The 13,597-nt window shown below is 70.6% G+C and carries 10 protein-coding genes; 9 read left to right on the top strand and 1 reads right to left on the bottom strand.

Translation table 11 applies throughout. From position 1 onward, the window contains the following. Positions 1-52: 52 nt before the first annotated feature. A complete protein-coding gene (locus ACFVYS_RS23425; protein WP_389504850.1) occupies positions 53-1,855 on the bottom strand; it encodes a glycoside hydrolase family 15 protein in 1,803 nt (600 codons plus the stop codon). A gap of 469 nt (positions 1,856-2,324) precedes the next feature. On the opposite strand from ACFVYS_RS23425, the gene ACFVYS_RS23420 reads away from it, so the two are divergent. The 9 genes from ACFVYS_RS23420 to ACFVYS_RS23380 all read left to right on the top strand — a co-directional run bounded on the left by ACFVYS_RS23420 (position 2,325) and on the right by ACFVYS_RS23380 (position 13,565). Beyond that, a complete protein-coding gene (locus ACFVYS_RS23420; RefSeq protein ID WP_307162504.1) occupies positions 2,325-3,989 on the top strand; it encodes a CTP synthase in 1,665 nt (554 codons plus the stop codon). 92 nt (positions 3,990-4,081) lie between these two features. Next, entirely contained in the window at positions 4,082-4,708 is a 627-nt protein-coding gene (locus tag ACFVYS_RS23415) for an NUDIX hydrolase (protein ID WP_142269604.1), read from the top strand. Positions 4,709-4,937: 229 nt separating this feature from the next. After that, the gene (locus ACFVYS_RS23410) at positions 4,938-7,142 is read left to right on the top strand and encodes a tetratricopeptide repeat protein (RefSeq protein ID WP_389504824.1); all 2,205 of its coding nucleotides are present in this window, start codon (positions 4,938-4,940) and stop codon (positions 7,140-7,142) included. A gap of 134 nt (positions 7,143-7,276) precedes the next feature. Then, entirely contained in the window at positions 7,277-8,401 is a 1,125-nt protein-coding gene (gene ald / locus ACFVYS_RS23405; protein ID WP_389504822.1) for an alanine dehydrogenase, read from the top strand. A gap of 415 nt (positions 8,402-8,816) precedes the next feature. Further along, positions 8,817-9,953: a ParA family protein gene (locus ACFVYS_RS23400; RefSeq protein WP_028806581.1), complete on the top strand. Its 1,137-nt coding sequence runs from the start codon at positions 8,817-8,819 to the stop codon at positions 9,951-9,953. Continuing rightward, positions 9,938-10,519: a hypothetical protein gene (locus ACFVYS_RS23395; protein WP_389504820.1), complete on the top strand. Its 582-nt coding sequence runs from the start codon at positions 9,938-9,940 to the stop codon at positions 10,517-10,519. The genes ACFVYS_RS23400 and ACFVYS_RS23395 overlap by 16 nt, the downstream gene beginning before the upstream one ends. Positions 10,520-10,537: 18 nt before the next feature. Next, positions 10,538-11,749, top strand: coding sequence for a segregation and condensation protein A (locus tag ACFVYS_RS23390; protein WP_389504819.1), 1,212 nt, complete (start codon positions 10,538-10,540; stop codon positions 11,747-11,749). Positions 11,750-11,802: 53 nt separating this feature from the next. Then, on the top strand, positions 11,803-12,375 hold the full coding sequence (gene scpB, locus ACFVYS_RS23385) for an SMC-Scp complex subunit ScpB (protein WP_230196340.1): 573 nt from the start codon (positions 11,803-11,805) through the stop codon (positions 12,373-12,375). Then, entirely contained in the window at positions 12,375-13,565 is a 1,191-nt protein-coding gene (locus ACFVYS_RS23380) for a pseudouridine synthase (protein ID WP_389504817.1), read from the top strand. Before scpB ends, ACFVYS_RS23380 begins: the two co-directional genes overlap by 1 nt. The last annotated feature ends 32 nt before the right edge of the window (positions 13,566-13,597 follow it).

Here is a 13,597-nt window from a genome sequence, read left to right as displayed (position 1 = left end):
GGAAAGGGGCTGTTGGCTCCCAGCCTAGGCGGGCGCGTGGTGCCGGTCCTGTTCAGCCGCCGTACGCCCCGGACGCCGTCAGGCGCAGGGCCGTGTCGATCAGCGGGACGTGGCTGAAGGCCTGCGGGAAGTTGCCGACCTGGCGCTGGAGGCGCGGGTCCCACTCCTCGGCGAGCAGACCGAGGTCGTTGCGCAGCGAGAGCAGCTTCTCGAACAGCTTGCGGGCCTCGTCCACCCGGCCGATCATCGCGAGGTCGTCCGCCATCCAGAACGAGCACGCCAGGAAGGCGCCCTCGTCACCGGGCAGGCCGTCGACGCCCTCGTCGCCGCCCGAGGTGGGGTAGCGCAGGATGAAGCCGTCCGGGGTGGACAGCTCGCGCTGGATCGCCTCGATGGTGCCGATCACCCGCTTGTCGTCCGGGGGCAGGAAGCCCATCTGCGGGATGAGCAGCAAGGACGCGTCCAGCTCCTTGGAGCCGTAGGACTGCGTGAAGGTGTTGCGTTCCTTGTCGTAGCCCTTCTCGCACACGTCCCGGTGGATGTCGTCGCGCAGCTCGCGCCACTTCTCCAGCGGGCCGTCCGCGTCGCCGGACTCGATCAGCTTGATCGTGCGGTCGACGGCGACCCAGGCCATGACCTTGGAGTGCACGAAGTGGCGGCGCGGACCGCGCACCTCCCAGATGCCCTCGTCCGGCTCGTCCCAGTGCTGCTCCAGGTAGCGGATCAGCTTGAGCTGGAGCAGGGAGGCGTAGTCGTTGCGGGCCAGGCCGGTCATGTGGCCGAGGTGCAGGGCCTCGGTGACCTCGCCGTAGACGTCCAGCTGGAGCTGGTGCGCGGCGCCGTTGCCGACCCGGACCGGGCCGGAGTTCTCGTAGCCGGGCAGCCAGTCCAGCTCGGCCTCGCCCAGCTCGCGCTCGCCCGCGATGCCGTACATGATCTGGAGGTTCTCGGGGTCGCCGGCGACGGCCCGCAGCAGCCACTCGCGCCAGGCGCGGGCCTCCTCGCGGTAGCCGGTGCGCAGCAGCGAGGACAGCGTGATGGCCGCGTCGCGCAGCCAGGTGTAGCGGTAGTCCCAGTTGCGGACGCCGCCGATGTCCTCGGGCAGGGAGGTGGTGGGCGCGGCGACGATGCCGCCGGTCGGGCCGTAGGTCAGTGCCTTGAGCGTGATCAGCGAGCGGATCACGGCCTCGCGGTAGGGGCCGTGGTACGTACAGTGCTCGACCCACTCGCGCCAGAAGTCCTCGGTCGCCTGGAGCGACTGCTCGGGCTCGGGCAGCGCGGGCGGCTCCTTGTGCGAGGGCTCCCACGAGATCGTGAACGCGATCCGGTCACCGGGCGCGACCGTGAAGTCCGCGTACGTGGTCAGCGACTTTCCGTAGGTCTCGCACTCGGTGTCGAACCACACGGAGTCCGGGCCCGCGACGGCCACCGTGCGGCCCTCGTGCTTGTGCACCCACGGCACGACCCGGCCGTAGGAGAACCGCATCCGCAGCGCGGAGCGCATCGGGACGCGGCCCGAGACGCCCTCGACGATCCGGATCAGCTGGGGCGCGCCGTCGCGAGGGGGCATGAAATCGGTCACCCGGACCGTGCCGCGCGGGGTGTCCCACTCGGACTCCAGGATGAGCGAGTCGCCCCGGTAGGTGCGCCGGGCCGCGCGCGGCGGGGCCGCGTCGGAGGCGTGCGCGGGGCCGAGGCGCCAGAACCCGTGTTCCTCGGTGCCGAGCAGACCTGCGAAGATCGCGTGCGAGTCGAAGCGGGGCAGGCACAGCCAGTCGACTGTGCCGTCCCGGCAGACCAGCGCGGCGGTCTGCATGTCTCCGATGAGTGCGTAATCTTCGATGCGCCCGGCCACGTGCAACTCCAGTCGAACGGCCACGTCACCCCCAGATGGAACGGGGGCTGTCGCTAGTGCGGTCAAGGGGTCGTTTGTAATGCGTCGTTGAGCGCTGAAGCAAAGCAGCCGCTCAGCCATATAGGCAAAACGCCGATTCCTGCTCAACGAACTGACGAGCTCTCGTTGTTCCGGTGGGGATACGGACTGGGGTGTGCCGTCTTGCCGACCGGGCTCGGCAGCGAGTGTCCGAGCAGGATACGACGCACGTAGATGATCTGCGTGCCGCTCCGGACAACGCGGGTGGGCCGAACGGGTGAGCAGCGGGTGAGAAACCGGTGCGCGGGGGCGGCCCGTGTCGACCTGTGCGCGGAGCGTGGCCGGAAGCCATCTCCCTGAGGCGCTGATACCCTGGTAGCCCGTGGACCGGTGGTCTCGAAGCCCCCGAACCGCACCTCCGAATCGCGACCACGGGAGCCCCCTCTTGGCCATGACGCCCAAATCCACGACGACCAAGCACATCTTCGTCACCGGGGGTGTCGCCTCCTCGCTCGGCAAGGGTCTGACGGCCTCCAGCCTCGGCATGCTGCTGAAGGCGCGGGGTCTGCGCGTCGTGATGCAGAAGCTCGACCCGTACCTGAACGTCGACCCGGGCACGATGAACCCCTTCCAGCACGGTGAGGTGTTCGTCACCAACGACGGCGCCGAGACCGACCTGGACATCGGACACTACGAGCGCTTCCTCGATCGTGACTTGGACGGCTCCGCCAATGTCACTACAGGCCAGATCTACTCGACGGTGATCGCCAAGGAGCGGCGTGGCGAGTACCTGGGCGACACCGTGCAGGTCATCCCGCACATCACCAACGAGATCAAGCACCGCATCCGCCGGATGGCGACGGACGAGGTCGACGTCGTGATCACCGAGGTCGGCGGCACGGTCGGCGACATCGAGTCGCTGCCGTTCCTGGAGACGGTCCGCCAGGTCCGTCACGAGGTGGGCCGGGACAACGTCTTCGTGGTGCACATCTCGCTCCTGCCGTACATCGGTCCCTCGGGTGAGCTGAAGACCAAGCCGACCCAGCACTCGGTCGCGGCGCTCCGCAACATCGGTATCCAGCCGGACGCGATCGTGCTCCGCTGCGACCGCGAGGTGCCGACCGCCATCAAGCGCAAGATCTCGCTGATGTGCGACGTCGACGAGGACGCGGTGGTGGCCTGTCCCGACGCGCGCTCGATCTACGACATCCCGAAGACCGTGCACGGCGAGGGTCTGGACGCCTACGTCGTCCGCAAGCTGGACCTGCCGTTCCGCGATGTGGACTGGACGACCTGGGACGACCTGCTCGACCGCGTCCACAACCCCGACCACGAGATCACCCTCGCCCTGGTCGGCAAGTACATCGACCTGCCCGACGCCTATCTCTCGGTCACCGAGGCGCTGCGCGCCGGCGGCTTCGCCAACAAGGCCCGAGTCAAGATCAAGTGGGTCACGTCGGACGACTGCAAGACCCCGGCGGGCGCCAAGGCGCAGCTCGAGGACGTCGACGGCATCTGCATTCCGGGCGGCTTCGGCGACCGCGGTGTGCTCGGCAAGGTCGGCGCGATCCGCTACGCCCGGGAGAACCGGATCCCGCTGCTCGGCCTGTGCCTCGGCCTGCAGTGCATCGTGATCGAGGCCGCGCGCAACCTGGCCGACATCGGTGACGCCAACTCCACCGAGTTCGACCCGGCCACCGGCCACCCGGTCATCTCCACCATGGCCGAGCAGCTCGACATCGTGGCCGGCGAGGGCGACATGGGCGGAACGATGCGCCTGGGCATGTACCCGGCCAAGCTGGCCGAGGGCTCCATCGTGCGTGAGGTGTACGACGGCAAGGAGTATGTCGAGGAGCGCCACCGGCACCGCTACGAGGTGAACAACGCCTACCGCGCGGAGCTCGAGAAGAAGGCGGGCATCCTGTTCTCCGGCACCTCGCCGGACGGCAAGCTGGTCGAGTACGTCGAGTACCCGCGTGACGTCCACCCGTACCTGGTCGCCACGCAGGCCCACCCCGAGCTGCGCTCGCGGCCCACGCGTCCGCACCCGCTGTTCGCCGGCCTGGTGAAGGCCGCGGTCCAGCGGACCGTCGAGGCGGAGAAGGCTTCGAAGTAACACACCAGTTGTACGGTGGCCGGGGTGCAAACCTTCAAGGGTGGGCACCCCGGTTTTCGTTTGCGCACGTGGCACGTGGAAGGACGCACTGCATGACGATCAAGGACACCCCCGAGGCGTGGGAGATCCGGTCGAGCGAGACCCCCTTCGTCGGCAACAAGACCTCCGTCCGCACGGACGAGGTGGTCATGCCCGACGGTTCGGTGGTCCGCCGGGACTTCCAGGTCCACCCGGGTTCCGTGGCCGTCCTCGCCCTCGACGGAGAGGGCCGTGTCCTGCTCATCAAGCAGTACCGGCACCCCGTCGGGCAGAAGCTGTGGGAGATCCCGGCCGGTCTGCTCGACGTGCCCGGTGAGAACCCGCTGCACGCCGCCCAGCGCGAGCTGTACGAGGAGGCGCACGTCAAGGCCGAGGACTGGCGGGTGCTGACCGACGTCTACCCCACCGCGGGCGGCTGTGACGAGTCGGTGCGCATCTTCCTGGCCCGCGACCTGTCCGAGGCCGACGGGGAGCGCTTCGCGGTGGAGGACGAGGAGGCCGACATGGAGCACGCGCGGGTGCCGGTCGACGAGCTGGTCCGCGGGGTGCTCGCGGGCGACGTGCACAGCAACTGCCTCGTCGTGGGCGTCCTCTCCCTGGTCGCCGCGCGTACCGGCGACGGGCTCGACGCGCTGCGCCCGGCCGAGGCGCCCTGGCCGGCGCGCCCGTTCGAGGCGTGACGCCCTCCGCCGCCGCCCCCGCCCGCCAGGCGCAGAGGCGTCCCTCCGGTCCCTTCTGAGGCCGTCCCGCCCCCGTCCGGTGTGACGATCGGCTGATCCGATCGAGGGACCTCTCGGCGATGCCCGCCGTACTCCACCCGGAACGTCGCAGAGCGTGAACTAGGCTCTGGAAACGCCCGATCCGGAGTCCCGGCGGGCTTGCGCGTGCGGTGGGACGGGAGTGTGGCCCGTGACGGATCAGGCAGTGGACACAGGCGGCGTGCAGCTGTCGGGACACGCTGCGACAGAGGGCCATTTCCTGGGCAGAGTCCGGGAGTTGAAAGAACTGCGCGCCGACATCGAGCGCACGGGGCTGGACACCATCTCCGGGAAGAAGGCACCACGCGCGCGCGTGCTCCTCATCGCCGGACGGCCCGGCTCCGGGCGTACGGCGCTCGCCGAGGAACTCGTCCGGCAGGTTGCCGACCACTACCGGGACGGCGTCCTGCGCGCCCGCCTCGCCGAGCCCGACGGCACGCCCGTGCCGGTCGAGCGGGCCGCCCGTGAACTGCTCACCGCGCTGGACGTGCCGGCCCCACCGGGCGCCGACGAGGACGATCTCGCCGCCCTCCTGCGCCAGACCCTCGCGAAGCGCCGCGTCCTCCTCCTGCTCGACGACGCGGCCGGCGCCGAACAGGTCGACGCGCTGCTTCCGGACACCCCGCAGTGCCTCCTCGTCGCCGTCTCCGCCGGGCCGCTCACCGGCATCGCGGACGTCCGCCCCTGCACCCTGGGCGGCCTGGACACCAAGTCCGCCCTCGAACTGCTGAGCCGGCACACCGGCTCGGTCCGCATCACCGTCGATCCGCGCTCCGCCGAGGGCCTCGTGGAGGCCTGCCAGGGCCAGCCGGCCGCGCTGAACCTGGCGGGCGGCTGGCTCGCCGCCCGCCCCAAGGCGGCCGTCGCCGACCTCGCCAAGCAGCTCCACGCGGAGGGCGACGAGGGCTCCCCGCTCAGCCGGGTCTTCCGGCTCGTGCACGCCGCGCTGCCCGCCCCCGCCGCCCGGATACTGCGACTGCTCAGTCTGGCCCCGGCCGGTCTGGCGGACCCGCACACCGCCTCCGCGCTCGCCGGCTGCTCGGTGGGCGCCGCGCGCACCACCCTGGACGACCTCGCCGCCCTGGGGCTGCTGCGGCCCCTGGACTCCCCGCTGCCCCAGTACGAGGTGCCCGCCTGCCTGTACCCCCTGCTGCGCGCCGCCGCCGAGAGCCATGAACGCCCGGCCGAGCTCCAGCTGGCCCGCGCCCGCATGCTGGAGCGGACGGTGCGACTGCTCCAGTCCTGCCGGGCCATCACCGAGACCGACAACCCCCAGGCCCGCGAGAAGCTCCAGGGCATGCCCAGCGCCCTGCGCTTCCCGACCCAGCGCGCGGCCGCCGACTGGCTGCGGGTCCGCCGGCCCGCCCTGCTCGCCTCGGCCCGCCTGGCGGTCGCCGACGGCGAGCTGGACACCCTGGCCCGCCGTCTGATGTCCCAGCTGGTCAGGGCGATGGTCGCGCACTTCGGCACCCAGGCGGCGGCGCCCGACCTGTACGGCGTCCACCAGCTCGTCCTGGACGTGGCCGAGCGGCGGAACCTGCCCCGCGAGAAGGCCGCCGCCCTGCTGAACCTCGCCGACGTCGACGCCAGGACCGGCCGCACGGCGGAGGCCCTGGTGCGTTACCGGGCGGCTCTGGACGCCGGACGTGAGGCGAACGACCCGTATGCGATCGGGCGCGCGATGGAATCCGTAGGCGGCGCGCATCTCGAGCTCGGGGACTACGACCGGGCCGCCGACTGGTTCGGACGGGCCCTCGCCCAGCGGCTGGCCCGCGACGAGCGCGCGGACGCCGCCCGGCTCTACGGCCGTATCGCCACCGCGCACACCTACGCGGGCCGCTACGGCGAGGCGCAGCGGGCCTGGCGGGCCGCGGCCGCCGGGCACCGCAAGAACGGCGACGTCGGCGCGTACGCGCGGGCGTTGAGCGAGCTGGCCCGGGTCCAGGAGTACGCGGGGCGCCCCGAGGAGTCGCTGCGCACCTGCCAGGAGGCGGTGGAGTGGGCGGGACGCGCCGAGGACACGCGTCTCCAGGCCGCGGTGCAGCTGAGGCTGGCCGACACCCTGGAGCGCCTCGGCGACCCGGTGGCGGCCGGCCTGCACCGGGGCGCGGCCGAGCGCATCCTGGGAGAGGAGCTCCCGCACCGCGATCCGGAGCCGGACCCGGAGCCTCGGTCGTCGGCGTCGGCGTCGGCGTCGGAACCGGTAGCGGAGCCGGAGCCGGAATCGCAGTCGCGGCCCGGGTCGGGGCCGGAGCCAGGGCCAGGGTCGGGGCCGGTGGAAGGGCCAGAACGGCCTGATCTACCGGAACACCGCGCTAACACCTGCGAAATCCGTAGTACATCCGCTGAAGATTGATGCAATGAAAGGCTAGACAGCGGGAACGCCTTCATTAGACTGGCTCTGCCGCATGTTCCTGCGGTGCATCCCGGTGTGCCCCGTATCTCCGGGTATGTCTTTGCTGTGCCCCCACACCTACTGAGCCAAGGACCGTGATCCACGTGAAGGTCGGCATCCCCCGCGAGGTCAAGAACAACGAGTTCCGGGTGGCCATCACCCCCGCCGGTGTGCACGAACTGGTGCGCCACGGCCACCAGGTCGTCGTCGAACGCAACGCCGGTGTCGGCTCGTCCATCACGGACGAGGAGTACGTGGCCGCCGGCGCACGCATCCTCGAGACCGCCGACGAGGTGTGGGCCACCGCCGACCTGCTGCTGAAGGTCAAGGAACCCATCGCCGAGGAGTACCACCGCCTCCGCAAGGACCAGACGCTCTTCACCTACCTGCACCTGGCCGCGTCCAAGGAGTGCACGGACGCCCTCGTCGGGTCCGGCACCACGGCGATCGCCTACGAGACCGTCGAGCTGCCGAACCGCGCGCTGCCGCTGCTCGCCCCGATGTCCGAGGTCGCGGGCCGGCTGGCGCCCCAGGTCGGCGCCTACCACCTGATGCGCGCCAACGGCGGCCGCGGTGTGCTGCCCGGCGGTGTGCCGGGCGTGCTGGCCGCCAAGGCGGTCGTCATCGGCGGCGGTGTCTCCGGCTGGAACGCGGCGCAGATCGCCATCGGCATGGGCTTCCACGTGACGCTTCTCGACCGCGACATCAACAAGCTCAAGGAGGCCGACAAGATCTTCGGTACGAAGATCCAGACGGTCGTCTCCAACACCTTCGAGCTGGAGAAGGCCTGCCTCGAGGCCGACCTCGTCATCGGCGCCGTCCTCATCCCGGGCGCCAAGGCCCCCAAGCTGGTCACCAACGAGCTCGTGTCCCGGATGAAGCCCGGAAGTGTCCTTGTCGACATCGCGATCGACCAGGGCGGCTGCTTCGAGGACTCCCGTCCGACCACCCACGCCGAGCCGACCTTCCCGGTGCACAAGTCGGTCTTCTACTGCGTCGCCAACATGCCCGGCGCGGTCCCCAACACCTCCACCTACGCGCTCACCAACGCCACGCTGCCGTACATCGTCGAACTCGCCGACAAGGGCTGGGTGGAGGCGCTGCGCCGCGATGCCGCGCTGGCCAGGGGCCTCAACACCCATGACGGCAAGGTCGTTTACCGCGAGGTCGCGGAGGCGCACGGCCTGGAGCACACGGAGCTCGACCAGCTGCTCGGCTGAGCCGTCGTGCCGAGCCGATCGGCCAAGTAACCCCGCGGAAAAAGGCGATACGTCAACACAGGTCGTCAACCCAGCACACCCGGCCGGACCTTGCCCGACAAGGTCCGGCCGGATGTGTGTATGGTCACTTTGCGGCTCTCGGCCAACTCGCCTCGAACGTAACGCTTCGACCGATTCGTACACCGGCGAAACCTGCCGTGCGACGGCCGTACGCCCTTGACAGCGGGATGTTTCATTGCCGACACATCGGGCCGGGTACGGCGGATTGTGTTGCTGCGAACACCCGACACGCCATAGAGTCGCCGACTGTCGGCATGGTGCCACGCTGACCTTGTCTAGAAGTTTCCTGGTCACCAAGGAGGTAAGACGACTTGTGAATGAGTCGACATTTGCTCCCGGGGGTGGTCAACCAGGAATGCCGACGCGGGCCCAGGTCTCCGCGGGGCTCGAGGCTGTCGGCTCCGTCGCTGTCCGAACCTTCGCAGCCCACCAGAGCCAGCGCAGCACCCATGTGGCTCTGTCAGCACACCAGAGCATGGATGGCCATCACGTGAACGCCATGGCCGGCGACGGAAGTGGCGCGCCCCGCAACCACTTCGCCGACTACGACGAACTGCCCGAAGGGCATTTCTACGATCCCGATGCCGAGTACGAGCCGGACCCGGAGTACGCGGCCACGCTCGCGCCCGACGCGGCCCGACAGCGCCGTGAGCGCGTCGGTCCGACCGGACGCCCGCTGCCGTACTTCCCGATCCCGGGCCCGCTGACCCAGCACGGCCCCGCGACGATCATCGCGATGTGCAACCAGAAGGGCGGCGTGGGCAAGACGACGTCGACCATCAACCTGGGTGCCGCACTCGCGGAGTACGGTCGGCGCGTGCTGCTCGTGGACTTCGACCCGCAGGGCGCGCTGTCGGTCGGTCTCGGCGTCAATCCGATGGAGCTCGACCTCACCGTCTACAACCTGCTCATGGAGCGGGGCATGGCGGCGGACGAGGTGCTCCTGAAGACAGCGGTCCCGAACATGGACCTGCTGCCCAGCAACATCGACCTGTCGGCCGCCGAGGTCCAGTTGGTCTCCGAGGTCGCGCGCGAGTCCACGCTCCAGCGTGCGCTCAAGCCGCTGATGGACGACTACGACTACATCGTCATCGACTGTCAGCCCTCGCTCGGTCTGCTCACCGTCAATGCCCTGACGGCCGCTCACAAGGTGATCGTGCCGCTGGAGTGCGAGTTCTTCGCCCTCCGGGGTGTGGCGCTGCTGACCGAGACCATCGAGAAGGTCCAGGAACGGCTCAACCCGGAACTGGAACTCGACGGCATCCTCGCCACGATGTACGACTCGCGCACCGTGCACAGCCGTGAGGTGCTCGCGCGGGTCGTCGAGGCCTTCGACGACCACGTCTACCACACGGTCATCGGGCGCACGGTCCGCTTCCCGGAGACCACGGTCGCCGGTGAGCCGATCACCACGTACGCCTCCAACTCCGTCGGCGCCGCCGCCTACCGCCAGCTCGCCAGGGAGGTGCTCGCCCGGTGTCACGCCGAGTGAGTCTGCCGGGGGCCGACGAACTCTTCCGTACGACAGGGGGAATGGCGCTTCAGCCGTCCGCGCCCCGGCGCCCCGCCAACGGCGAGGCCCGGGTACCGGCGCCGGCCGGCGAGAGCGACGGGGTGGCGGCCGGCGGCGCGGAGGACGCGCCGCAGTCCGTGCCCGCGCAGGGCGGTGACGGCGAGGGCGCCGAGCACGCGGCGGCCGACGCGGGCCAGGGCGACTCCGGGGAGTCCCGTACCCGGGGCGCCCCCGGGGAGCGCCCCGAGCGGCGCCAGGGCCCGCAGGAAGGTTCTGCCTCCGCCGCCGACGGCCAGTCGCGCAAACGCGGACGGCAGGCGTCCCGCAGGCCCAGCGGCCGCGAGCGGCACGACGAGAAGATCACCGTCTATGTCTCCGCCGAGGAGCTCATGGATCTGGAGCACGCCCGGCTGGTGCTCCGCGGTGAGCACGGGCTGGCCGTGGACCGGGGGCGCATCGTCCGCGAGGCGGTCGCCGTGGTCCTCGCCGACCTGGAGAGCCGCGGGGACGCCAGCATCCTCGTCCGACGACTTCGCGGGCGGTAGCGGTAGCCTGCGGGGGCCATGACCTCGAACGACGTTCCCGTCCCCGGCTCCGGCGCAGCAGCCGGCCGTCGGCGTGCGCTGGGGCGGGGGCCCGGGACGACGCCGGTCCCTGTCGGGCCGGAGCCCGGGTCGGCCGGACCGGATCCCTTCGTACCGGATCCCGAACCGGATCCCGTCGTACCGGACCCGGTCGAGCCAGAGCCGGTCGAGCCGGATCCCGTCGTACCGGACCCGGTCGAACGGGAACCTGCCGTACCGGAATCCGCTGACGCGGAATCTGAGGACCCGGAACCTGTGGGCCCGGAGCCGGTGGGCCCGGAACCCGTCGTGGCCGAGGCCGTGTCGGAGTCCGGTGTACCGGCGTCCGGGGTACCGGAGTCCGTGGGGGCCGAACCCGTTCCCGCGTCACAGGGAGTGCCCGACGGCGTTTTCAAGGTCCGCCTCGCCAACTTCGAGGGGCCCTTCGATCTGCTGCTCCAGCTGATCTCCAAGCACAAGCTGGACGTCACCGAGGTCGCGCTGTCGAAGGTGACCGACGAGTTCATGGCGCACATCCGGGCGATGGGTCCGGACTGGGACCTGGACCAGACGACCGAGTTCCTGGTCGTGGCCGCCACGCTGCTCGATCTCAAGGCGGCCCGGCTGCTGCCCGCCGCGGAGGTGGAGGACGAGGCCGACCTGGCCCTGCTGGAGGCCCGGGACCTGCTGTTCGCCCGGCTGCTCCAGTACCGGGCCTACAAGCGGGTCGCCGACATCTTCACGCACCGGCTGGAGAGCGAGGCCCGGCGCTACCCCCGTACCGTCGGTCTCGAACCGCATCACGCGGAGCTGCTGCCCGAGGTCGTCATCAGCATCGGCCCGGAGGGTTTCGCGAGGCTCGCGGTCAAGGCGATGCAGCCGCGGGCGAAACCGCAGGTGTACGTCGACCACATCCACGCGCCGCTGGTGAGCGTGCAGGAGCAGGCCGGGATCGTCGTCGCACGGCTCAGGGAACTCGGCGAGGCCAGCTTCCGCACGCTGGTGGCGGACACCGAGGACACCCTCACCGTCGTGGCCCGCTTCCTCGCGCTGCTCGAGCTGTACCGGGAGAAGGCGGTCACGCTCGACCAGGAGACCGCCCTCGGTGAGCTGCTGGTGCGCTGGACCGGCGGGGACGGGGACGCGCAGCCGAGGGTCACGGACGAGTTCGACCGGCCGCCCGAGGAGTCCGAGAAGGAGACGAAGACGTGACCGAGGAGACCGTCGCCGCCCTCGACCTCAAGCCGGCCCTGGAGGCCGTCCTGATGGTCGTCGACGAGCCCGCGACCGAGGAACACCTCGCGAAGATCCTCCAGCGGCCCCGGCGCAGGATCGCGGACGCGCTGCGGGAGCTGGCCGACGAGTACACCGTGCAGGGGCGTGGCTTCGAGCTCAGGCTCATCGCCGGCGGCTGGCGGTTCTACAGCCGGCCCGAGTACGCGGCGGCCGTCGAGGGCTTCGTCCTGGACGGACAGCAGGCCCGGCTCACACAGGCCGCGCTGGAGACCCTGGCGGTCGTCGCGTACCGCCAGCCGGTCAGCCGCAGCAGGGTCTCCGCGGTGCGCGGAGTGAACTGCGACGGCGTGATGCGCACCCTGCTCCAGCGCGGTCTGGTCGAGGAGGCGGGCGCGGAACCCGAAACAGGTGCGATCCTGTACGTGACGACGAACTACTTTCTGGAGCGGATGGGCCTGCGCGGTCTGGACGAGCTCCCGGAGCTCGCGCCCTTTCTCCCCGAGGCGGAGGCGATCGAGGCCGAGATGCTGGAAGGGGTCCCGTCGTTCGATCCGGACGCACCGGACGCAGATGCAGACGACACGACGACGACGGAACTTTGATGCGAAGCAGTGGCAGCGGCAGTGGCAGGAACAACGGGCGCGGCAAGCCCCGGGGGACCGGCGGGGGCGGTTCCCAGCCGAGGGGCGGCTCGGGAGGCCGTGACGACAGGTCGAGGGGCGGTTCCGGAGGCCGTGACGAGCGGTCGAGGGGCGGTTCCGCAGGCCGTGACGGCCGGTCCACGGGCGCGGGGGGCCGCGACGACGGGCCGAAGCGTCCGAGCAATCCCCGTCCCGAGGAGCGTCGCTACGACGTGGGCCCCGGCGCCACCCATGAGGGCCCGAAGGCCGGGCGCGGCGGTGCGGCCCGGGGCGGCGCCAAGGGCGGCCCCAGGCAGGGCCAGCAGCGCGGCGGACGTACGGAGCCGGCGCGCTCCCGCGAGTACGAGACGCGCGCCGAGGAGCGCAACCGGGACCGGTACGCGGGCAAGAAGGAAGTGAAGCTGCCCAAGACCTTCCCGGGCGCCGAGCAGGAGGGCGAGCGGCTGCAGAAGGTCCTCGCGCGCGCGGGCTACGGCTCCCGGCGTGCCTGCGAGGAGCTGATCGAGCAGGCGCGGGTCGAGGTCAACGGCGAGATCGTCCTGGAGCAGGGCAAGCGGGTCGACCCGGAGAACGACGAGGTCAAGGTCGACGGCCTGACGGTCGCCACCCAGTCGTACCAGTTCTTCTCGCTGAACAAGCCGGCCGGTGTCGTCTCCACGATGGAGGACACCGAGGGCCGTCAGTGCCTCGGTGACTACGTGACCAACCGCGAGACGCGGCTGTTCCACGTCGGGCGGCTCGACACCGAGACCGAGGGCGTCATCCTGCTCACCAACCACGGCGAGCTGGCGCACCGGCTGACCCACCCCAAGTACGGCGTGAAGAAGGTCTACCTCGCGCACATCGTGGGTCCCATCCCGCGTGACCTGGGCAAGCGTCTGAAGGACGGCATCCAGCTGGAGGACGGGTACGCGAAGGCGGACCACTTCCGGGTCGTCGAGCAGACCGGCAAGAACTACCTGGTCGAGGTGACCCTGCACGAGGGCCGCAAGCACATCGTGCGCCGGATGCTGGCGGAGGCCGGCTTCCCGGTCGACAAGCTGGTCCGCGTCTCCTTCGGCCCGATCACCCTGGGCGACCAGAAGTCGGGCTGGCTGCGCCGGCTGTCCAACACCGAGGTCGGCATGCTGATGAAGGAAGTAGAGCTTTAAGGACTCCTGAAGCTCCCAGGGCTTGTGTGTGA

The organism is Streptomyces sp. NPDC058295 (assembly GCF_042880655.1).
GTDB classification, from domain to species: Bacteria; Actinomycetota; Actinomycetes; order Streptomycetales; family Streptomycetaceae; genus Streptomyces; species Streptomyces coriariae.
Note: the sequence above shows the minus strand (reverse complement) of the source record. Positions and strands in the feature narration are given on the sequence as shown.